General features: G+C 60.2%; 17 protein-coding genes and 1 tRNA gene. 15 read left to right on the top strand and 3 right to left on the bottom strand.

Annotation, left to right across the window (positions count from 1 at the left end; translation table 11 throughout):
- Positions 1-58: 58 nt before the first annotated feature.
- Positions 59-1,717 (bottom strand): NAD+ synthase, encoded by a 1,659-nt coding sequence (locus KO492_RS16850; RefSeq protein WP_216046037.1) that lies wholly within the window; start codon positions 1,715-1,717, stop codon positions 59-61.
- 215 nt (positions 1,718-1,932) lie between these two features.
- On the opposite strand from KO492_RS16850, the gene KO492_RS16845 reads away from it, so the two are divergent.
- The 9 genes from KO492_RS16845 (at position 1,933) to KO492_RS16805 (ending at position 13,109) form a co-directional block, all read left to right on the top strand.
- Positions 1,933-3,363: a 2-isopropylmalate synthase gene (locus tag KO492_RS16845; protein WP_216046054.1), complete on the top strand. Its 1,431-nt coding sequence runs from the start codon at positions 1,933-1,935 to the stop codon at positions 3,361-3,363.
- 290 nt (positions 3,364-3,653) lie between these two features.
- Positions 3,654-5,231, top strand: coding sequence for a 2-isopropylmalate synthase (locus tag KO492_RS16840; protein WP_216046036.1), 1,578 nt, complete (start codon positions 3,654-3,656; stop codon positions 5,229-5,231).
- Between the two features lie 127 nt (positions 5,232-5,358).
- Positions 5,359-6,336, top strand: coding sequence for a zinc-binding dehydrogenase (locus tag KO492_RS16835; RefSeq protein WP_216046035.1), 978 nt, complete (start codon positions 5,359-5,361; stop codon positions 6,334-6,336).
- Between the two features lie 227 nt (positions 6,337-6,563).
- On the top strand, positions 6,564-7,601 hold the full coding sequence (locus tag KO492_RS16830; RefSeq protein ID WP_066605599.1) for a rod shape-determining protein: 1,038 nt from the start codon (positions 6,564-6,566) through the stop codon (positions 7,599-7,601).
- Between the two features lie 50 nt (positions 7,602-7,651).
- Positions 7,652-8,581, top strand: a complete 930-nt coding sequence (gene mreC / locus KO492_RS16825; protein ID WP_216046034.1) for a rod shape-determining protein MreC — start codon at positions 7,652-7,654, stop codon at positions 8,579-8,581.
- Positions 8,574-9,113 (top strand): rod shape-determining protein MreD, encoded by a 540-nt coding sequence (locus KO492_RS16820; protein WP_216046033.1) that lies wholly within the window; start codon positions 8,574-8,576, stop codon positions 9,111-9,113. Before mreC ends, KO492_RS16820 begins: the two co-directional genes overlap by 8 nt.
- The gene (gene mrdA, locus KO492_RS16815; protein ID WP_216046032.1) at positions 9,110-11,035 is read left to right on the top strand and encodes a penicillin-binding protein 2; all 1,926 of its coding nucleotides are present in this window, start codon (positions 9,110-9,112) and stop codon (positions 11,033-11,035) included. The genes KO492_RS16820 and mrdA overlap by 4 nt, the downstream gene beginning before the upstream one ends.
- A complete protein-coding gene (rodA, locus tag KO492_RS16810) occupies positions 11,032-12,180 on the top strand; it encodes a rod shape-determining protein RodA (protein WP_216046031.1) in 1,149 nt (382 codons plus the stop codon). The genes mrdA and rodA overlap by 4 nt, the downstream gene beginning before the upstream one ends.
- Positions 12,177-13,109, top strand: a complete 933-nt coding sequence (locus KO492_RS16805; protein ID WP_216046030.1) for a 2-hydroxyacid dehydrogenase — start codon at positions 12,177-12,179, stop codon at positions 13,107-13,109. Before rodA ends, KO492_RS16805 begins: the two co-directional genes overlap by 4 nt.
- A 100-nt stretch (positions 13,110-13,209) precedes the next feature.
- On the opposite strand, the gene KO492_RS16800 is transcribed toward KO492_RS16805, so the two are convergent.
- Both KO492_RS16800 and KO492_RS16795 read right to left on the bottom strand, forming a co-directional pair.
- A complete protein-coding gene (locus KO492_RS16800) occupies positions 13,210-13,998 on the bottom strand; it encodes an SseB family protein (protein WP_216046029.1) in 789 nt (262 codons plus the stop codon).
- Positions 13,999-14,008: 10 nt separating this feature from the next.
- Complete coding sequence (locus tag KO492_RS16795; protein ID WP_216046028.1) at positions 14,009-14,587, bottom strand: uracil-DNA glycosylase family protein; 579 nt, start codon at positions 14,585-14,587, stop codon at positions 14,009-14,011.
- A 100-nt stretch (positions 14,588-14,687) separates the two neighbouring features.
- Here KO492_RS16795 and KO492_RS16790 point away from each other — a divergent pair, with 100 nt between their 5' ends.
- The 6 genes from KO492_RS16790 to KO492_RS16765 all read left to right on the top strand — a co-directional run bounded on the left by KO492_RS16790 (position 14,688) and on the right by KO492_RS16765 (position 20,540).
- Complete coding sequence (locus KO492_RS16790) at positions 14,688-15,086, top strand: ArsR/SmtB family transcription factor (protein WP_216046027.1); 399 nt, start codon at positions 14,688-14,690, stop codon at positions 15,084-15,086.
- Positions 15,079-16,104: a permease gene (locus KO492_RS16785; RefSeq protein ID WP_216046026.1), complete on the top strand. Its 1,026-nt coding sequence runs from the start codon at positions 15,079-15,081 to the stop codon at positions 16,102-16,104. The genes KO492_RS16790 and KO492_RS16785 overlap by 8 nt, the downstream gene beginning before the upstream one ends.
- 237 nt (positions 16,105-16,341) lie before the next feature.
- Positions 16,342-17,622: a Na+/H+ antiporter NhaA gene (locus KO492_RS16780; RefSeq protein ID WP_216046025.1), complete on the top strand. Its 1,281-nt coding sequence runs from the start codon at positions 16,342-16,344 to the stop codon at positions 17,620-17,622.
- Between the two features lie 201 nt (positions 17,623-17,823).
- Positions 17,824-18,477, top strand: a complete 654-nt coding sequence (locus tag KO492_RS16775) for an ABC transporter ATP-binding protein (protein ID WP_216046024.1) — start codon at positions 17,824-17,826, stop codon at positions 18,475-18,477.
- Entirely contained in the window at positions 18,461-20,269 is a 1,809-nt protein-coding gene (locus tag KO492_RS16770; RefSeq protein WP_216046023.1) for a capsule biosynthesis protein, read from the top strand. The genes KO492_RS16775 and KO492_RS16770 overlap by 17 nt, the downstream gene beginning before the upstream one ends.
- Positions 20,270-20,465: 196 nt before the next feature.
- Positions 20,466-20,540 (top strand) — tRNA-Gln (locus KO492_RS16765).
- Positions 20,541-20,751 lie beyond the last annotated feature (211 nt).

Raw genomic sequence — 20,751 nt, 5'->3', positions numbered from 1 at the left:
GTTAATCATATTAAGGTTAACGCTAAGAGAGTGAATGCAGAGGAGAAGGCAGAAGGGATCAGCTCGGGTCGCGCCAACGGCTGGCAATCGGGTAGCGGCGATCCAGCCAGAAGGCCCGCGGCGTCAGGCGCGTGCCCGGCGCGGATTGGAAGCGTTTGTATTCCGAAATATAGAGCAGATGCTCGATCCGTTTCACCGTATCACGGTCGAACCCTGCCGCGACCAGATCGGCCACGCTTTCGTCACGGTCCACCAGCCCTTCGAGAATTGCATCCAGCACCTCATAGGGCGGCAGGCTGTCCTCGTCCTTCTGGTCGGGGCGCAATTCGGCTGAGGGTGGTTTGTCGATGATCGATACGGGGATGACCTCACCCTCCGGCCCCTTCATCCAGTCGCGGTGATTGGCATTGCGCCAGCGGCATTGCTCGAACACCCGCGTCTTGTAGAGGTCCTTGATCGGGTTATAGCCGCCGTTCATATCACCGTAGATCGTGCAATAGCCCACCGCGACCTCGGATTTGTTGCCAGTGGTAAGAAGCATGGAGCCGAACTTGTTCGACAGCGCCATGAGCAACAGCCCGCGCAGGCGCGACTGGATGTTTTCCTCGGTCGTGTCAAAGGGCAGATCGCCAAAGATCGGCGCAAGCGTGTTGGTGATGGCGTCGCGGCCTTCGGAGATCGGCACGAAGTCATAGCGACAGCCCAGACGGGTCGCGATGTCCTTGGCATCGTCCAGCGAGCTTTCCGACGTGTATTCGGAGGGCAGCATCACGCAATGCACATTCTCCGCGCCCAGCGCATCTGTGGCAATCGTGGCGACAATGGCCGAGTCGATCCCGCCGGACAGGCCCAGAACAACCTTTTTGAAGCCGGTTTTGCCCAGATAGTCACGCAAAGAGTCGACCATCGCGCGGTAATCCTGCTCCCACTCGTCGGGCTGCGGCGTGATCTCGCCATCGGTCGCCCACCAGCGCCCCTCGGATTTCTCGAAATCCACATGACGCAGCGCCTCGTCAAAGACCGGCAGGATATGCGCCGGCTTGCCGTGCCGGTTGAGCACAAAGGAGCCGCCGTCAAAGACCTGATCGTCCTGTCCGCCGACCATGTTAAGATAGACCAGAGGCACGTCATTCTCGACCACCCGCGAGACCATATGGGTCAACCGCGTGTCGAATTTGTTGCGGTAGTAGGGCGAACCGTTGGGCACCAGCAGAATCTCCGCCCCGCTTTCCACCTGTGCCTCGGCCACATCCTCGTGCCACGCATCTTCGCAGATGGGCGAGCCAATGCGCAGCGGGCCGATGGCATAGGGACCTTCCAGCGGACCTTCGGCAAAGAGGCGTTTTTCGTCGAATACCTTGTAATTCGGCAGATGATGCTTGCGCAGCACCTGTTTGACGCGGCCCTCGGCGAGAATCCAGTAGCCGTTGTAAAGCGCATCACCATAAGAATAGGGCGCACCGACACCGATGGCCGGACCATCGGTCGTCAGGGCCGCCAGTTCCTCCACTTTGGCCATGGCCGTGTTGACCAGAACCGGCTTCATCACCAGATCCTGCGGCTGATACCCGATCAGGAACAGTTCGGGAAAGGCGATCATATCGGCCCCTGCGGCCTTCGCCTGCGCATGGGCGGCCCGCACCTTGTCCGCATTGGCATCTATCGCGCCCACGGTCGGGTTGAGCTGGGCAAGGGTAAGGCGGAATTTCTCGGTCATGGCACTCATGCGTCCTGATATCTCGGGCCAAGGTTTAGCAGAATGACGCCCAAGGGAAAGACGTTCATGCCAAAAACATTTGAAGCCCGCGACCCAAGCCCCTAGTCTGGCGCGCGACAGGCTCTCTACGGGCCAAGGTCCACCTAAGCGCCACGGACGCCACAGGCAGACCCCGACAGCAACTCATCTGGAATGGGACAGACATAGTGACACGGATGCGCATTACGCTTTTCGCGGCAACAATGATCGGGGCCATGCCCCTGACCATGAACGCACAGGACACGGGAGCGGTCGAGACCCACCAGTTCGAAGACGGCGGCATTTACGAAGGGACGTTCAAAGAGGGGCTGCGCGACGGCGTCGGCACCTACACCCTGCCCAACGGCTACGAATATACCGGCGAATGGGTCATGGGCGAGATCAAGGGTCAGGGGATTGCGCGTTTCACCGACGGATCGGTCTATGAAGGCGCTTTCGACAAGGGCAAACCCCACGGCTATGGCAAGATCACCTATGCCGATGGCGGCACCTACGAGGGCGACTGGGTCGAGGGCGAGGCCACCGGCTCCGGCGTTGCGGTCTATGCCAATGGCGTGAAATACGAGGGCGGCTTCCTCTCCGCCAAACATCACGGGCAGGGCCGACTGGAAAGCCCCACGGGCTATATCTACGAAGGCGGCTGGGTCAATGGCGTCAAGGAGGGCAAGGGCAAGATCACCTACCCCGAAGGCGCCACCTATGAGGGCGAACTGGCCCGCGACCAGCGGCACGGCCAAGGCGTTCTGGTCACGGACGAGGGCATGATTCTCGATTGCCAGTGGGTCGACAACCAGTGCAACGGCACAGGCACGATCACCCAGCCCAACGGCGATGTCTATGAGGGCGAACTGGTCGGCGGCAAACGTCAGGGCACGGGCAAGGTGACCTATGCCAATGGCGATGTCTATGAGGGCGAATTCGACGACGACAAACGCGACGGACAAGGGACTTTTACCGGTGCGGACGGCTATCTCTATGTCGGCGAATGGACCCAAGGCCGGATCGAGGGACAGGGGCAAGTGACCTATCCCGACGGCTCTGTCTATATCGGGGAATTCCTTGACGATCTTTCCCACGGGCAGGGCAAGATCACCTACCCGAACGGCACGACCTATGAGGGCGAATGGAAATACGGCGTGATCGACGGCACTGGCGTGGCGCGCTATGCGGGCGGGCTGGTCTATGAAGGCGAATTCCAGAACGCGCAGAACCACGGCAAGGGCAAGATGACCTATCCCGACGGTTACATCTATGAGGGCGACTGGGTCGATGGCCAGCGTCAGGGCAAGGGCAAAGGCACCTATCCCGACGGCACTGTTTACGAAGGCGATTACGTTGCCGGCAAACGCGAAGGCATCGGCACGATCACCATGTCTTCCGGCTTCACCTACACGGGTGAATGGAAAGCGGGCGAAATTCAGGGACAAGGCAAGGCAACCTATGCCAATGGCGATGTGTTCGAGGGCATGTTCGTCGCGGGCAAATCCAATGGCCACGGCACCATCACCTATGCCGACGGCAAGGTGGTCTCCGGCGAATGGGTGGACGGGGCGCTGGTCTCCGAGGACAAACCCGAAGCTGAAGCCGACACCACACCTGCGGAGTAAGGCTATATTGTAAAACGTTTTTTCTACGGAAGGCGGGTTTGCACCGCACCGCCTTCCGGCAAGAAATGCCTCTGACAGAGAATTTGGGGTTTTCAACCGGACCTCAGACAGTATATTCCACCCTCATGACGAATAAGGCACATATCTCCACCCTGCCCCTGCGCACCCGCGCAGCCCTTCGTCGTGAGCTTCTTCTCCTTAGCTGCCTCTGAGCGTGCCGTCGGCGCGATGCTCAGAGGTGACCAGATGCGCCGGATCGCAACGCTAAGGACCATAAGAGAGATTTCAAAATGACCAATACATCCAAACAGGACCGCGTCCTGATTTTCGACACGACTCTGCGCGACGGCGAACAAAGCCCCGGTGCCACGATGAGCCATAACGAAAAGCTCGAAATCGCGGCCATGCTCGACGAAATGGGCGTGGACATCATCGAAGCGGGCTTTCCGATTGCCTCCGAAGGGGACTTTGAAGCGGTCAGGGATATTGCCAAGAACTCGAAGAATTCCGTGATCTGTGGTCTGGCACGCGCCAGCATCCGCGACATTGACCGCTGTATGGAAGCGGTCAAACACGCCGCCCAGCCGCGCATTCACACCTTTATCGGCACCTCGCCCCAGCACCGCGAAATCACCGCGCTCTCGATGGACGAGATGGCCGACAAGATCCACGAGACCGTGACCCATGCCCGCAACCTGACGGACAATGTGCAATGGTCTCCGATGGATGCGATCCGCACGGAGCATGACTATCTCTGCCGCGTGGTCGAGATTGCGATCAAGGCCGGTGCCACCACGATCAACATTCCCGACACTGTGGGCTACACCACCCCGCGCGAATCCGCCGCGATCATCGAGATGCTGCTCGAACGTGTGCCCGGTGCCGACGAGATCATCTTTGCGACCCACTGTCACAACGATCTGGGCATGGCGACCGCCAATGCTCTGGCGGCTGTCGAGGCCGGCGCACGCCAGATCGAATGCACGATCAACGGTCTGGGCGAACGTGCGGGCAATACCGCGCTGGAAGAAGTGGTCATGGCGCTGAAAGTGCGCGGGGACATCATGCCCTATACCACCGGCGTCGATACAACCAAGATCATGAACATCTCGCGGCGCGTCTCGCAGGTCTCCGGTTTCCCCGTGCAGTTCAACAAGGCCATCGTCGGCAAGAACGCCTTTGCCCACGAGAGCGGCATTCACCAGGACGGGATGCTGAAGAACAAGGAAACCTTCGAGATCATGCGCCCGCAGGATGTTGGTCTGACCGGCACCTCCCTGCCTTTGGGCAAGCACTCGGGCCGTGCCGCCCTGCGCGCCAAGCTCGAAGATCTGGGCTATCCGATGGAGGACAACCAGCTCAAGGATGTGTTCGTCCGCTTCAAGGATCTCGCCGATCGCAAGAAAGAAGTGTTCGACGACGACCTGATCGCGCTGTTGCGTGACGCGGGCGCGGCGGACCAGAACGAGCGCATCAAGGTCAAGTTCCTGCGCGTGATCTGTGGCACCGAAGCCCCGCAATCCGCCGATCTGATCCTCGAAGTCGATGGCGAGGAAAAACAGGTAACCTGTCAGGGCGACGGTCCGGTGGATGCGACCTTCAAGGCAATCAAGTCCATTTTCCCGACGACCGCACGCCTGCAACTCTATCAGGTCCACGCCGTGACCGAAGGCACCGATGCGCAGGCCACGGTCTCCGTGCGTCTCGAAGAGGATGGCAAGATCGTCACCGGTCAAAGCTCCGACACGGATACGGTTGTGGCCTCGGCCAAAGCCTATGTGAACGCGGTCAACCGGCTTCTGGTGCGGCGCGAGAAATCCGCACCGGACGCGGATGTGAAAACGGTCAAATACACCGACGCAAGCTGATCACAGCTTTCTGAACTCTCTGGTTCACTTTTCGAGGGGCGCGCCTTGGTGCGCCCCTTGTCTTGTGCGGGCAAGGCCTTAGCTCTGCTCACAAGACACAAACACACCAAGCCCACTGGAGCCACCTATGCGCAGCGCAACCCATGCCACCTTTGGCGATCCCGCCGAAGTCATCACCGTCACCGAAACCGACACGCCCGCGCCCCAGACCGGCGAGGTGCTGGTGCGCACGATCCTCTCCGCGATCCACAACCACGACCTCTGGACGGTGCGCGGCGAATATGGCGTCAAACCGGACCTGCCTGCCACCGGCGGCACCGAAGCCGTGGGGGTGATTGAAGCCGTCGGCCCCGAGGTCGACAGCGCGCTGGTCGGCAAACGTGTCACCGTTGCGGGCACGATGGGCACATGGGCCGACTATTTCACCGCCCCCGCCGCCTCCGTCCTGCCCCTGCCTGACGCCGTGTCGGACGAAGACGCCGCCCAACTCGTCGCCATGCCCTTCTCCGCCATCTCGCTGCTGGAATTTGCCAAGGCGAAAGCGGGCGACTGGATCGTGCAAACTGCAGCCAACGGAGCGGTGGGCAAGATCATCGACGCGCTCGCCAAAACGCGCGGCATCCATGTGGTCAACATCGTCCGCCGCCAAGCCGCCGCCGAGGAATTACGCGCCAGCGGTGTGCAAAACGTGGTCTCGACCGATCAGTCCGACTGGAAGGATCAGGCCAAATCCATCATCGGTGAACAAGGGGCCCAAATCGCCATCGACAGTGTCGGCGGCAGCACCGCCAATGATCTCGTCGACCTGCTGGGCTGGGAGGGCCTTCTGGTGACCTTCGGCACAGCCGACGGTGGCGATATGATCCTGAATTCGGGCCAGCTCATCTTCAAACACATCACGGTCAAAGGCTTTTGGGGCGCGAAAGTCTCGCAACATATGGCTCCCGAAACGCGCAAGGCGCTGATCTCCGAACTGGTCACACTGGCCGCGCAAGGCAAACTTCCGCTGGATGTCGACGCCATCTTTGACCTTTCCGACGCCCCCGCCGCGATGCAGGCGGCCCAGACGCCGGGACGCAAAGGCAAGGTGCTCTTGCGCGCCTGAGAACAGGTGCCGGACCACACGACCCGAAAAGACAAGCCGGAAACGGCTCTGAAACCTGCGCAAAGACCCGCGCAGGTTTCACAAACCGGTCATCACAGGCGGAAAGTGGCGGTTCCTTGCCATCTCGGACTATGCCGCCCCTTTTCCCCCAGCCCCGCGCCCCCTATAAGTCTGCCGATACGGGGGATTCTCCCCTTTTTGCGGCTTGATGGGGCATCGGGAACACAATGGCGGGATTTGCGGGTTTATTCTCTTCTGACATGGCAATCGACTTGGGAACAGCGAACACGCTGGTCTACGTCAAAGGCAAAGGCATCATTCTCAACGAACCGTCCGTGGTGGCCTATCACGTCAAGGACGGGCGCAAACAGGTGCTCGCCGTGGGCGAAGACGCCAAGCACATGCTGGGCAAGACCCCCGGCTCTATCGAAGCCATCCGCCCGATGCGCGAAGGGGTGATTGCCGACTTCGACACCGCCGAAGAAATGATCAAACATTTCATCCGCAAGGTTCACAAACGCACCACCTTCTCCAAGCCGAAAATCATCGTCTGCGTGCCGCACGGGGCCACCCCCGTTGAAAAACGCGCCATCCGTCAATCCGTGATGTCCGCCGGTGCACGCCGCGCAGGTCTGATCGCGGAACCGATTGCCGCCGCCATCGGCGCAGGGATGCCGATCACCGACCCGACCGGCAACATGGTTGTCGACATCGGCGGCGGGACCACCGAGGTGGCCGTGCTGTCCTTGGGCGACATCGTTTATGCGCGCTCCGTACGCGTCGGTGGCGACCGGATGGATGATGCCATCATCGCCTATCTTCGCCGCCAGCAGAACCTCCTGATCGGGGAAGGCACCGCCGAACGGATCAAGACCACCATCGGCACCGCACGGATGCCCGATGACGGGCGCGGCGCGGTTCTGACTATTCGCGGTCGCGATCTTCTCAACGGTGTGCCGAAAGAGATCGAAATCAACCAAGCACAAGTGGCCGAGGCTCTGGCCGAACCCGTGCAACAGATCTGCGAGGCGGTGATGACCGCTCTGGAAACCACCCCGCCGGATCTGGCCGCCGACATTGTGGACCGTGGCGTGATGCTCACCGGTGGCGGGGCGCTCTTGGGCGAGTTGGATCTGGCCCTGCGCGAACAGACCGGACTTGCCATCTCGGTCGCCGACGAGTCACTGAATTGTGTGGCCTTGGGCACTGGCAAAGCGCTGGAGTATGAGAAACAACTCCGGCACGTTATTGATTACGACAGCTGAGGGCCTGCGCCGATTAGGCGCGCCTCGGGCGGCCTGAACCGGAGGACAGTTTGGCCAGAGACAGGGGCAATGCGGAGACCTACGTCCGCCCGATCCGGCGTTTGCTGATCGGGATCATGTTGTTGTGCCTAATGGGTCTGTTCATCCTCTGGCGCATCGACAGCCCCCGCGTCGAGCGGCTGCGTGCCAATCTCGTGGACAGGGTTGTGCCCTCCTTTGAATGGGCCTTGGTGCCGGTGACGAAAACCGTCGATATGATCGAGAATTTCGAGAGTTATCAACGACTTTACGAACAAAATCAGGAATTGCGCAACGAATTGCGCCAGATGCAGGCGTGGAAGGAAGCGGCCCTCCAGCTTGAGCAGAAGAACGCCAAGCTCCTTGATCTGAACAAGGTGCGGATCGACCCGCGCTACACCTATGTCACCGGCGTTGTGATGGCCGACAGCGGCTCGCCCTTCCGCCAGTCCGTGCTTTTGAATGTCGGCGCACGGGACGGGATTCGCGACGGTTGGGCGACGATGGACGGGATCGGTCTGGTGGGCCGGATTTCCGGCGTGGGCCAGAATACGGCGCGGGTGATTCTGCTTACCGACAGCAATTCACGCCTTCCGGTGACGATCCAGCCCTCAGGGCAACGCGCGATCCTGTCGGGGGACAACACCATCCGCCCCTCGCTCGATTTCATTGAAACGCCCGAGCTTGTCCGTCCGGGCGATCGCGTGGTCTCGTCCGGTGATGGCGGTGTCTTTCCGCCGGGGCTGTTGATCGGTCAGGTGGCCAAGGGTCCGGATCGGCGTTTGCGCGTGATCTTGGCGGCCGATTATGAACGGCTCGACTATCTGCGCGTTTTGCGGACCCATGAGAGCGAGCGCATCACCGATCCGGGTGGCCTGATTGCCTCTGACCCTGTGGATGCCGCAGCGGAGACCAGCGCGGGCGCCGAGCCGGAGCAGGACGGAGCGCCCGAAGATGGTTGATCCACGCACGGTTCGCACATGGTCTTTCCGCGCAGGGTTTCTGCTCGTCGCTGCTTTGGTGACGTTTTTCTATCTTCTGCCCCTGAAAGTCGGTGCGGCAAGCTGGCCGGGGCCGGATCTGATCCTGTCCGTGGCGTTTGCATGGGTGCTCCGGCGTCCCGACTATGTGCCGGTGTTTCTGGTCGCGCCGGTGATCCTTCTGGCCGATTTCATCTTTCTGCGCCCGCCGGGTCTGTGGACAATGCTCAGTGTGCTGGGGCTGGAATTCCTGCGTCGGCGCGAGCAGATATCGCGCGATCTGCCTTTTGCGATCGAATGGGCGATGGTGGCCGGTGTGATGCTGGCCATGGCGCTAGGCTACCGGCTCTGCCTCGCGCTGTTCATGGTGGACCAAAGCTCGCTGGGGCTTGCCATTATGGGACAGGTCTCGACACTTCTCAGCTATCCGGTGGTGGTGGCCCTGTCGCGCTACGGATTCGGCATGACCAAAATCAGCCCCGCCGAAGCCGATGAAATGAGGTATGTGCGATGAAACGTTCCCCCACAGAAAATGCCGCCTCAGCGCGCAAGGTCACGCGGCGCGCACTGTTTCTTGGCGCCTCCCAGCTTGCCTTCATGGGGGTTCTGGGGCTCAGGATGCGCTTTCTGCAGGTCGATCAGGCCGACCAGTTCCGCCTTCTGGCCGAAGAGAACCGCATCAAGATCCAGCTTCTCCCCCCCGCGCGCGGCCTGATCTATGACCGCAACGGCACCGCTCTGGCGGAGAACGAACAAACCTTCAAAGTCGTGATCCGCAAACAGGATGCGCAGGAACTCGACAAGGTGCTGGCCGAACTGGAGCGCCTCATCGGCCTGACCCCCGCCGAACAGGCCCGCGTGCGCGACGATCTCAAAAACCGCAAGATCGGCCCCTCCACCCCGATCACCATCGCGGACCGGCTGACATGGGAACAGTTCTCCGCCGTCGCCGCCAACGGCCCGGCGCTTCCCGGCATCACGCCGGAGGTCGGCCTGTCGCGCCACTACCCGCTCAAAGGCGATTTCGCGCATCTGGTGGGCTATGTCGGCCCCGTCTCCGACTATGCCCTGTCACAGATGGAAGAGGTCGACCCGATCTACCACATCCCCGATTTCCAGCTCGGCAAATCCGGCGTCGAACACCGGATGGAAGACGTGCTCAAAGGCAAAGCCGGCATCTTGCGCGTGGAACAGAACGTCCACGGGCGGATCATCCGCGAGATCGACCGTCAGGAAGGCCAGCCGGGCGCCAATATCCAGCTGACCCTCGACCACAAGGTGCAGAACTTTGTGCAGGCCCGATTGGGTGGCGAAAGTGCCGCCGCCGTGGTGCTGGACGTGGAAACCGGCGACATCATCGCGGCCGGATCGACACCGTCCTTTGACCCGAACCTCTTCGTGCGCGGCATCTCGGTGGCCGATTACAATGCGCTGCTGGAAAACGACCACCGCCCCCTGCCCGGCAAAGCGGTGCAAGGCGCCTATCCGCCCGGCTCGACCTTCAAACTGGTTACCGCCCTTGCCGCTCTCGAAGCGGGCGTTGTCACCCCCGACGAAACCGTGCGCTGCCTCGGCCATGTCGAGGTCGGCTCCCGCCGCTTCCACTGCTGGAAACGCGCAGGCCACGGCAATATGAACCTCGCCGCCTCCCTGCGCCACTCCTGCGATGTCTATTACTACGAAATGGCGCAACGGACCGGAATCGAGAACATCGCCAAAATGGGACGGCGGCTCGGACTGGGCGAATCCTATGACCTGCCCCTGTCGGGGATCAGCTCCGGCCTCATGCCCGACAAACAATGGAAACTCGCCAATCGCGGTGCGGAATGGGTGGTCGGCGACAGTCTTAACGCCGCCATCGGACAGGGCTTTGTCCTGACGACTCCCTTGCAACTGGCTGTGATGACCGCTCGCGTTGCCACCAATCGCGAAGTTGTGCCCCGCCTCGTCCGCTCCATCGACGGGATGGAACAACCGATCCGCGGCGGCGGTGAGTTGGGGATCAACGAAAACATGCTGCGCTCCGTGCGTCAGGGCATGTTCGAAGTGCTCAATTCCAACAGAGGCACGGCCTATGCCTCCCGCATCGCGGATGAAACCCAGCGCATGGCGGGCAAGACAGGCACCTCTCAGGTCCGCAACACTGTGGTCAACAACAAGAACGTCCCGTGGGAAGAGCGTGACCACGCCCTCTTCGTCTCTTACGCCCCCTATGATGCGCCGCGCTACGCCGTCTCCGTTGTGGTGGAACATGGCGGCGGCGGTTCCTCCGTGGCTGCCCCGATTGCGCGGGATGTGATGCTCTTTGCCCTGCACGGGGCCGTGCCGCCGCTCGACGCCTACCCGAGCTCGCAACGCAACACCATCCGCGAACGCTTCCGCACCCTGCCTCTGGTGGGCAAGGAAGACGAGAGCACCGAGAGGAGCCGCGCATGAGCTATCTCGAAAGCACACTCAAAACCGTCCCGACGGGCATTTCCAAAGTGCTCTATGTCAACTGGGCGCTGGTGCTGCTGCTCTCGGCGGTGGCCTCTTTCGGCTTTCTCATGCTCTATTCCAACGCGGGCGGCTCGTTCCAGCCTTGGGCCGAACCCCAGATGAAGCGGTTCGCCATTGGCATGGTCGCCATGCTGATGATCGCCATGGTGCCGATCTGGTTCTGGCGCAACATCGCGGGGCTGGCCTATATCTTTACCTTTATCCTGCTGGTTTTCGTGGAGTTTTTCGGCCACGTCGGCATGGGCGCACAGCGCTGGATCGATCTGGGCTTCATGAAGCTCCAGCCCTCCGAGTTGATGAAAATCGCCTTGGTCATGCTGCTGGCGGCCTATTACGACTGGCTGCCTCTGGAGAAAGTCTCACGCCCTTTGTGGGTCGCCATTCCCGTGGCGCTGATCCTGCTGCCGACCGTTCTGGTGCTCAAACAGCCCGATCTCGGCACCTCCATCCTTCTGGTGGCGGGCGGGGCCATCGTGATGTTTGCCGCTGGCGTCAGCTGGATCTATTTCGGCGTGGTCATTGCCATGGGCGTGGGGCTGGTCTCCGCCGTGTTCGCCTCGCGCGGGACCGGCTGGCAGTTGCTCAACGACTATCAATACCGCCGCATCGATACCTTTCTTGATCCCTCCGCCGACCCACTGGGTGCGGGCTATCACATCACGCAGGCCAAGATCGCGCTCGGCTCCGGCGGCTGGACAGGGCGCGGCTTTATGCAGGGCACGCAATCGCGGCTCAACTTCCTGCCCGAAAAACACACGGATTTCATCTTCACCACGCTGGCCGAAGAATTCGGCTTCATCGGCGGGTTCTCCCTTCTGGCGCTCTATGCGGGCATCATCATTTTCTGCCTGATCTCCGCGATGAACAACAAGGACCGGTTCGGCTCTCTTGTGACCATCGGGATCGCGGCGACGTTCTTTCTGTTCTTTGCGGTCAATATGTCGATGGTCATGGGGCTGATGCCCGTGGTCGGCGTACCTCTACCGCTGGTGTCCTATGGCGGCTCGGCTATGCTGGTGCTGCTGGCCGCGTTCGGCATCCTGCAATCGGCCCATGTCCACAGACCGCGAGGCAAACGATGACCCTGACCCTATTGTTTTCCGCACCCGACCGGATTTGGCCGCTCTACGAAGCCGCCCTGCCGCGGGCCTTGCAACAGGCGGGCATTGACGCCCGTCTCACCCGCGAGGCCGCACCCGAAGAGGTCGATTACATCATCTATGCGCCTAATGAGACGCTGCGGGATTTCTCGCCCTTCACCCGCGCCAAAGCGGTGTTGAGCCTCTGGGCCGGTGTCGAGAAGATCGCCCCGAACCCGACCCTCACGCAGCCGCTGTGCCGGATGGTCGATCCGGGGCTGGCGCTGGGGATGCGGGACTATGTCACCGGCCATGTGATGCGCTATCACCTCGGAATGGACCGCTACATCCTCGGTCTCGACGGGGCATGGGATCAAACCGCCCCGCCCTTGGCCAGAGATCGTGCGGTCACGGTTCTGGGGCTGGGCGCTTTGGGCAAGACCTGTGCTCTGGCGCTGGCGGAGCTGGGCTTTGATGTCACCGGATGGTCGCGCACTCTCAAGGAGATCGACGGGATCACCTGTCTTGCAGGGCCGGAAGGCTTGAAGAGCGCGCTTTCAACGGCGGAAATCCTTGTGCTGTTGTTGCCCGACACAAGTCAGACACAAGGCATACTCAATGCCGACAGTCTGAAACACCTCCCCGAAGGGGCGCGGATCGTGAATCCGGGGCGAGGCACATTGATTGACGATGACGCGCTTCTGGCAGCACTCGACAGCGGTCAAGTCGGTCATGCCACGCTTGATGTCTTCCGCATCGAACCCCTGCCGGAGAGGCATCCCTACTGGTCCCACCCCAAGGTCACGGTCACGCCCCACATCGCCGCAGAGACGCGCGAGGACACGGCCTCAGAGGTGATTGCAGAGAACATCCGGCGCGGCGAAGCTGGCCTGCCATTCCTGCATCTTGTGGATCGGTCCGCCGGATATTGAGCCGGAAAATACTCTAATATTCAATGCGTTGCGCAGATGAAAGAGGCCGGTCCGAAGTGACACGGTCCGGCGCTCTCCTTTGCTGCTGAAAATACTCAAATCACCGCAGTTTCGGCGGTGTATTCGGGTCCATCCCCGGCGCGGAAGGTCCGGTCGGAAGCGGCTCCGGTTCCGGCAGGTCAAACCGCAGGCCGAACCGCGCCAGAGGGGCACACAGGGCATCGGAGGATTTGAAAAACGCCACATCCAGCGCACCTGCCTCCACACCGGAAAAGATCAGCGCCTCGGAGACCAGCTTGGCCAAGGCGTCCTCGGCCCCCGGCACATGATCGACAAAAGCCAGCAAATGCGACCGCACCCCATCCTCGTATTTAACCCCCGCAAGATACACCAGTTTCGCCAACCCGCCCGCAATCGCGAGCTTGGCGTCCAGCGCCGTGATCAGCACTTCGGGAAGTCCCGCCGGTGGGAAAATTTCTTCAGCTTTTCCATGGGTTTCCGCAGGCGCATTGCCCAAAGTCGCGTGCAGCCAGTCCACCGCAGCGCCGGGCAAAAGCATCTCCGAAGGCGCCACGGTCAGGTTCAGCCCGAGGCCATAGCCCGAACCGGCGAGCATTTCGGCCAGAACCCGCCCCGACATCGCCGCATAGGGCGCATGTCCTGCAAACTCTGCCAGACGCTGTTCGCGATCAAAGGCCAGCACAAACTTGTCCTCTTCCACCGGAAACACGCGCGGAGTGATCGGGCCTTCGCCGTCATGTTCTTCTTCGAGCAGCAAGAACCACTCGCCATCCGCGACACGTTCAAAGAAGCGTAAACGCGCGGTGTCGTCTTGGGGCGCGGCCTCCATAGTAGCATGGGCGAGATCGATCGGGGTTTCTTCGGTCATAGCAGGTCTTTCACAGCAACTCTTGGATACGGGCGCGCAGGTCGGGCAGAAGGTCGGCCTCGAACCACGGATTTTTCCTGAGCCAAGCCGTATTGCGCCAGGACGGATGAGGCAAGGGGTAGAGACGCGGCGCATGGGCGCGCCAGTTCGCGACCGCCTCGGTCAGACTGCCCTTGTGGCCCAAATGGTAACGCAGCGCGTGAAGGCCGACAGGCAGGATCAACTCGACCTCACCCAGTTCCGCCATTACCCGCTCATGCCATGTGTTACGGCACAGCGCAGGGGGCGCGATATCCGACCCTTTGGCATCATACCCCGGAAAACAGAACCCCATTGGCACAATCGCAATACGATCTTGGTCGTAGAATGTGGCTTCATCCAGCCCCAGCCAGTCGCGCAGCCGCTCTCCGGAAGGATCCGTGAAGGGCCGCCCGCTCTGATGCACCCGTGCGCCGGGCGCCTGTCCCGCGATCAGAATACGCGCACCGGGACGGAACCACACCACCGGACGTGGGCTGTGTGCGGTGGCAGTGGCTTTGAAACGCTCCGCACAAAGGCGGCAGTTTTTGATCTCTTGGGCAAGACTCATTCGATCAATCTAATACGGGGGCCGCGAAAACACCACTTGACTCATTTTGATATTTTTAGAAATATAGAAATTAATCGCACAACAGCCGACAGGAGTCCCCATGTCCGCGCCACGAAATGCCTCGCAATTTGAACACATCCACCTTGCCGAAGCCGCCAGCCTGTTTTCCGCACTGGGATCGGAGCAACGTCTCCTCGTCCTGCGCACGCTTTTGCGCGCAGGTCCCAAAGGCCTCTCTATCGGAGAGTTGGGCAATCGCACTGGTATCACAGGGGCCACACTTACCCATCACATGAAAACACTCGCCGCCGTGGATGTGGTGAAACAGGAAAAACAGGGGCGCTCGGTCATTTGCATCGCAGCGGATTATGACACGTTGCAAGGCCAGCTGACCGCCCTGCTCGATGAATGTTGCGCCGATTGCACAGATGAGGCCTGCACACCAGAGCATCATTGTCATGAGGCGCCAATCACGGATCAGGAGGCCCGCCATGACTGATCTCACACAAACCCCGCCCCGTCTGCCGCAGCTCTGGAAGAAACTCGACAAGGCGTTGCTGGTCACGGGGCTTGTCCTGCTCGCCGTGGCGATCCTCGATCCGGCCAACCTGTTCCCGACCTTCAAATTCACCTTGGCCGCGCTTTGGCATGCCGCCCCCTTCCTACTCTTCGCCATCCTTGCCACGGCCTATGTGCAGGCTTCCGGCGCGGAGACGTTGTTGTCCAAAGCATTTGAAGGCCGCGAAATCCACATGATCATGGTTGCCGCCATCGTGGGCGGGATTTCACCCTTCTGCTCCTGTCAGGTCATCCCCTTCATTGCCGCCTCGCTTGCAGTCGGGGTGCCGCTTTCTGCGGTTATGGCCTTTTGGCTGGCCTCGCCGCTCATGGATCCTGCGATGTTCTTTGTCACCGCAGGCGAGTTGGGCATGGATTTTGCCATCGCCAAAACCGTGGCCGCCGTGGGTATCGGGCTTCTGGGCGGGTTTGGCGTCAAGCTGCTGGGCGGGTCTGCGCTTTTCGCCGATCCTCTCAAGGAATTCACCAAGCCCTCCTGCTGCGCCACATCAGGGCTGCGCGGAAAGCCCGAATGGCGGTTCTGGCGCGAGAACAGCCGGATTGACGCCTTCAAATCCAGTTTTGTGAAAAACCTGCTGTTCTTGGGCAAATGGATGGTGGTGGCCTATGTGCTGGAAAGCGTGATGCTCTCCTACCTGCCGGCTGACGTGATCGCCAATGTCATGGGCGGCGAAGGCATACGCCCCATCCTCATCGGCGCTTTGGTGGGAGCACCAGCCTATCTCAACGGCTTTGCCGCCGTGCCGTTGATGTCCGGCATGATCTCGCAAGGCATGGCCGAGGGGGCGGCGATGTCCTTCATGGTTGCGGGTGGCGTGTCTTGCATCCCCGCAGCGGTCGCGGTCTGGGCCTTGGTCAAGCCGCGGGTCTTTGCCGCCTATATCGGGTTTGCCCTCACCGGCGCGGTTCTGGCGGGATTGATCTGGTCGGCCTTCTAAGAAGCCCCGAACAGCATACAACACTTTGGCAAGCGCGGCACATCCTGCCTGCGCTTGCCCTGTGAGCCCGGTTGAATTATCCCGACAAGAGCGCTTATAAAATTTTCCTACGGGACTATCGCTTTACAAGCGCGAAACGGGACGGCCTGTTTTCATCAAATCTGCGAACACCCTTGCGTGTTCAAATGATGAAACCGGCGTCGGGAGGAAACTGCATCGGGCTAAGAGGGGCTGAGAATGTACAAGGTCTGGAACTTTATCGCCAACTATTCACTGTTGCTGATCATCGGTGCGATTCTGGCGCTGATCTGGGCCAATGTGGACCCGCACTCCTACCATGCTTTCGTTGAATATCCGATTGCAGACCAGTTCTTCATCGGGCACGCCCATGTGGATGAACACGGTCATGTCCACCGCACCCTGACCTTGCACTACCTGTTCAACGATCTGTTCATGGCGTTCTTCTTTGCCATTGCCGCGAAAGAAGTCTGGGAGGCCGTGATCCTCAAAAACGGTAGCTTGCGCGGGAAAAAGGCCGCCACGCCGCTGGTCGCGACCTTCGGCGGGATGCTCGGGCCGATTGCGGTCTATCTGGGGCTGGCCATGCTTCTTGGCTCGGATACGTTTGACGCGGTCAAAAACGGCTGGGCCGTGCCGACGGCAACCGACATCGCCTTTTCCTATCTTGTGGGGCGCATGGTTTTTGGGGCCGGACACCCTGCGGTGCGGTTCCTGTTGCTTCTTGCCATTGCTGATGATGCGGCGGGGCTTGTGATCCTCGCGATCTTCTACCCGACCGGTGCGCTTGCGCCGCAATGGCTGCTGCTCTCCCTGATCGCAGCGGGCACGGTGTTTCTTCTCGCCAACTGGCTCCCGCGCAAGCTTGATGTCGGCAACCAGCTTCGGCCCAATTCGACATGGGTACGCAAACACCTGTCCTTCTGGCCCTATCTGATTGCGGCCTGCCTGTCGTGGTATGGTTTCATGCGTGCGGGGATTCATCCGGCTCTGGGCCTGCTGCCCATCGTTCCAACCATCCCACACGCGGATCGGGCCTTCGGGATTTTTGCCGCCGCCGAGGAGCATCTGCACGATCTTCTCAACGACATCGAGCACAAGCTCAAACTGCCTGTCGAAGTGATCCTCTTTTTCTTCGGTCTCTTGAATGCGGGCGTCGAGTTCAATGCCATCGGCTCGCCGACCTGGCTGGTGCTTGGAGGGCTGCTGATCGGCAAGCCGCTTGGTATCTTGCTTATGGGCGCTCTCGCAGCGCATGTCTTCCGCCTCGGCCTGCCTGCGGGCATGCGGACGATTGACCTCTTCGTGATCGGCTGCGTGGCGGCCATTGGCTTTACCGTCTCACTGTTCATCGCAGCCGTGGCCTTCGACGCAGACGCCATGCTGGGCAGCACACCGGTGCAGGCCGCAGCCAAGATGGGGGCGCTCTTCTCCTTCTTTGCTGCGATCGTCGCGATTGTTGCTGGCAAACTGTGTGGCGTGAAGAAACAATCCGCGTAGTCATCACCCCTGACCCCGCAACTGTTTCCTGTTTGGAGCCAAATTTCGAGGGTTGGCCCCATTCTTGCCACATTTTCAGGGTGAAAAAGGGATTTGCCGCCGCTCCGGCGACATAATATAGCCGAAATGGTCTATTAACACTGTTCTCACGCAATTCTGTTTGGCGGTTTGCGTGGTGAGGCAGTATCAAGGCGCGTAACGATGCTCGAGTTTGACAATGTCAGTAAATCCTTCTGGACAGGCAAGCAGCGCAAGGTAATCCTTGACCGCGCGTCTTTTCGCGTGGAGCTCGGGAACTCTCTTGGCATCCTCGCGCCCAATGGCACCGGCAAGACCACAATCATCAACATGATGTCCGGCTTGGAGAAGCCCGACGAAGGCGAAATCCGTCGCAGTTGTCGTGTGTCCTTCCCGCTCGGTTTCATGGGCGGATTGATCGGCAAACACACCGCCCGCGAAAACGTCCGCTTCATCGCGCAGCTCTATGACCTTGACCCCGATTATGTCGAAGCGTTCTGCCGCTGGCTATGTGAACTGGACGAATATTTCGAAATGCCCGTATCGACATTCTCGTCAGGGATGCGCTCGCGCCTGTCTTTTGCACTGCTTCTGGCGCTGGATTTCGATATATATCTGATTGACGAAGGCATGCCTTCGACCGCTGACGTCAATTTCAACCGCAAAGCGGGGAGCATCCTGCGCGAGCGGCTTGAACGCACCACCATTGTCGTGGTCTCGCATCAAGCCGCCACACTTGAAAAATTCTGTCGTTCTGCGGCCGTATTGAGAAACGGTCAGCTTCATATGTTCGACACGCTGGAAGAAGCAAAGGCACTCTATGACTACCAAGGTTAAAGCCCAGAAATTCCGCGTGCGCCGCAAAGCCCGCAGCACCAAAGACGCGCAGGGCGTGGCCGCATCTGCCAGCACGGCGAAGGTAGAAAAGATTGTAAAACCTGCCGCAAATCAGGCCACACTCGGGCCGGATGACAAGCTCTTTGACACGGATGCCAGCGCCGATGGCTTTGGCGACGCCCCCTTCCCCGGCTCGGCTGCCGCTGCGGTGGCCTCTGGACCTGCGGGCAAGGGCGCAAGCAAGCGCGGCAAAGTCGCCCGCTCTCTGGACCTGAGCGCCGCGGATGGAGACACCACACAGGACACAGCCGTGCAGGGTGAAGTCACCCCCGCCGACGAAGCCGCAATTGATGCCGAAATTGATGCGATCCGGCGCGAGGGTCTCACCGGACGACAATTGCGTCTGGCGCGGCGCGTGGCGCAGAAACACGGGCTAGCCGTCACCTCCGATTTCGACGCTGTCCGGCTTTTGCGCAAAAAAGGCATTGATCCCTTCCAGCGCAGCACCGTGCTTGACCTCGTGACCACAGAGGGCAAAGCGCCTTCGCGTGAATTGGCCCCAACAGGCGAGGCCAAGCTGCCGAAAACGGTCGACAACAAATCCACCCTGCCCTCGAAAGACATCCTTGAGCGCTTGACCCGCGACGGGGAGATTTCGCAAATCCAGCAGGACATCGCACAAAGACGCCGCCGCAAGATGCTTTTGCTGGCAGCACGTCTGGCCGTGTTTGTGGGCATCCCGACAATTTTGGCAGGGATCTATTTCTATACGATCGCTACTCCGATGTATGCCACCCAATCAGCCTTCATCATTCAGCAATCTGAATCGCCCTCGGCGGCAGGCGGCGGTCTCGGCGGGTTGTTGTCAGGCACATCTCTGGCCACCTCGCAGGATTCGATTGCCGTGCAGGACTACCTGACTTCGCGCGACGCCATGCTCCGGCTTGATGCCGATGCGGGGTTCAAAGACCATTTCTCCTCCGATGCCATCGATCCGCTTCAGAGGCTGCCGAAAAATCCGACCAACGAACAAGCTTACAAGGTCTTTCTCGACCGCGTCACCATTGGTTACGATCCGACCGAAGGCCTCTTGCGCATGGAAGTCGTCGCGGCTGATCCGGAGACCTCTCAGGAATTTTCCGATCACCTGATCAAATATGCCGAGGAACAGGTCGATCAGTTGACCCAGCGTCTGCGCGAAGATCAGATGAAAGGCGCGCGCGAAAGTCTTGAGGACACCGAGGCCAAAATGCTCGCCGCGCAGGAAAAGATCGTGCAGTTGCAGGAGCAGCTTGGGATCATCTCGCCGGATGCGGAAACTTCTTCGATCATGGCGCAGGTCTCCACGTTCGAAACGCAATTGCAGCAGAAGAAATTGCAACTGCAACAGCTCCTCGACAACGACCGCCCGAACCAGGCCCGCGTGGAAGGCACGCAAGGGGACATCCGTCGTCTGGAGACCCTGATTGCAAGCCTGCGCGCACAACTGACACAGGCAAACGAGGGCGCCGACTCTCTGGCCCGCATCACCGCAGAACTGCGCATGGCGGAGGTCGATTTGGCAACACGACAGGCCATGGCCTCAGCCGCCATTCAGGCGCTCGAAGCGGCCCGTGTCGAAGCCAACAGACAGGTGCGCTACCTCTCGCTCTCCTCGCGCCCTGTGGCGCCCGACGAGCCGACCTACCCGCGCAAATTCGAGAACACGCTTCTGGCCATGCTGATCTTCTCCGGCATCTATCTGATCGCCTCGCTCACCGCAGCCGTGCTGCGCGAACAGGTCTCTGCGTAACTTCGCGGGCCTAAAAAGCAGTGCCCGGAAGCACTTGAAGGCTTTCGCAACTGTCCGAAAACACTGGACGATTGCGAAAGGCCGCCCCTCTTTCACGCAGCGCGCCATTTTTTCAGAACCATTTCAGGTTTTTTCAAAAAACATCTCAAAAAGGGGTTGCGCAGACAGCGGGCTCAGACTAAATACCGCTCCACGTTGGGATGTAGCCAAGTGGTAAGGCAACTGTTTTTGGTACAGTGTACCGTAGGTTCGAATCCTACCATCCCAGCCAATGACCTCAAATATGATGTTCGGTCAAAATTGGAACCTAATCGGTCCAACTTGAAACCTTGACCGGGCAAGACTGAGGTCTTGGGCTAGACTGCCCATTCTCTTCTATTAACTGTTGAGTTTCTGCCGTACTGAGGTGAAATACCAAAATTCACACATTCTGAATTCAAGCTACCGCGCGATCAGCTTAAATTGCGCAGCCTTACGAGAAT

The organism is Celeribacter halophilus (assembly GCF_018860305.1).
GTDB lineage: Bacteria > Pseudomonadota > Alphaproteobacteria > Rhodobacterales > Rhodobacteraceae > Celeribacter > Celeribacter halophilus_A.
The sequence above is the reverse complement of the archived record's forward strand: the minus strand, read 5'-3'. Positions and strand labels throughout refer to the sequence as shown.

Excerpts from the sequence above, each read along its gene's own strand:
- KO492_RS16835 (WP_216046035.1), top strand. The coding sequence starts at position 5,359 with ATGCGCAGCGCAACCCATGCCACCTTTGGCGATCCCGCCGAAGTCATC.
- KO492_RS16790 (WP_216046027.1), top strand. The coding sequence starts at position 14,688 with ATGTCCGCGCCACGAAATGCCTCGCAATTTGAACACATCCACCTTGCC.
- mrdA (WP_216046032.1), top strand. The coding sequence starts at position 9,110 with ATGAAACGTTCCCCCACAGAAAATGCCGCCTCAGCGCGCAAGGTCACG.
- KO492_RS16800 (WP_216046029.1), bottom strand. The coding sequence starts at position 13,998 with ATGACCGAAGAAACCCCGATCGATCTCGCCCATGCTACTATGGAGGCC.
- KO492_RS16820 (WP_216046033.1), top strand. The coding sequence starts at position 8,574 with ATGGTTGATCCACGCACGGTTCGCACATGGTCTTTCCGCGCAGGGTTT.
- rodA (WP_216046031.1), top strand. The coding sequence starts at position 11,032 with ATGAGCTATCTCGAAAGCACACTCAAAACCGTCCCGACGGGCATTTCC.
- KO492_RS16770 (WP_216046023.1), top strand. The coding sequence starts at position 18,461 with ATGACTACCAAGGTTAAAGCCCAGAAATTCCGCGTGCGCCGCAAAGCC.
- KO492_RS16845 (WP_216046054.1), top strand. The coding sequence starts at position 1,933 with ATGCGCATTACGCTTTTCGCGGCAACAATGATCGGGGCCATGCCCCTG.
- KO492_RS16805 (WP_216046030.1), top strand. The coding sequence starts at position 12,177 with ATGACCCTGACCCTATTGTTTTCCGCACCCGACCGGATTTGGCCGCTC.
- KO492_RS16775 (WP_216046024.1), top strand. The coding sequence starts at position 17,824 with ATGCTCGAGTTTGACAATGTCAGTAAATCCTTCTGGACAGGCAAGCAG.
- KO492_RS16780 (WP_216046025.1), top strand. The coding sequence starts at position 16,342 with ATGTACAAGGTCTGGAACTTTATCGCCAACTATTCACTGTTGCTGATC.
- KO492_RS16795 (WP_216046028.1), bottom strand. The coding sequence starts at position 14,587 with ATGAGTCTTGCCCAAGAGATCAAAAACTGCCGCCTTTGTGCGGAGCGT.
- KO492_RS16850 (WP_216046037.1), bottom strand. The coding sequence starts at position 1,717 with ATGACCGAGAAATTCCGCCTTACCCTTGCCCAGCTCAACCCGACCGTG.
- KO492_RS16840 (WP_216046036.1), top strand. The coding sequence starts at position 3,654 with ATGACCAATACATCCAAACAGGACCGCGTCCTGATTTTCGACACGACT.
- KO492_RS16785 (WP_216046026.1), top strand. The coding sequence starts at position 15,079 with ATGACTGATCTCACACAAACCCCGCCCCGTCTGCCGCAGCTCTGGAAG.
- KO492_RS16830 (WP_066605599.1), top strand. The coding sequence starts at position 6,564 with ATGGCGGGATTTGCGGGTTTATTCTCTTCTGACATGGCAATCGACTTG.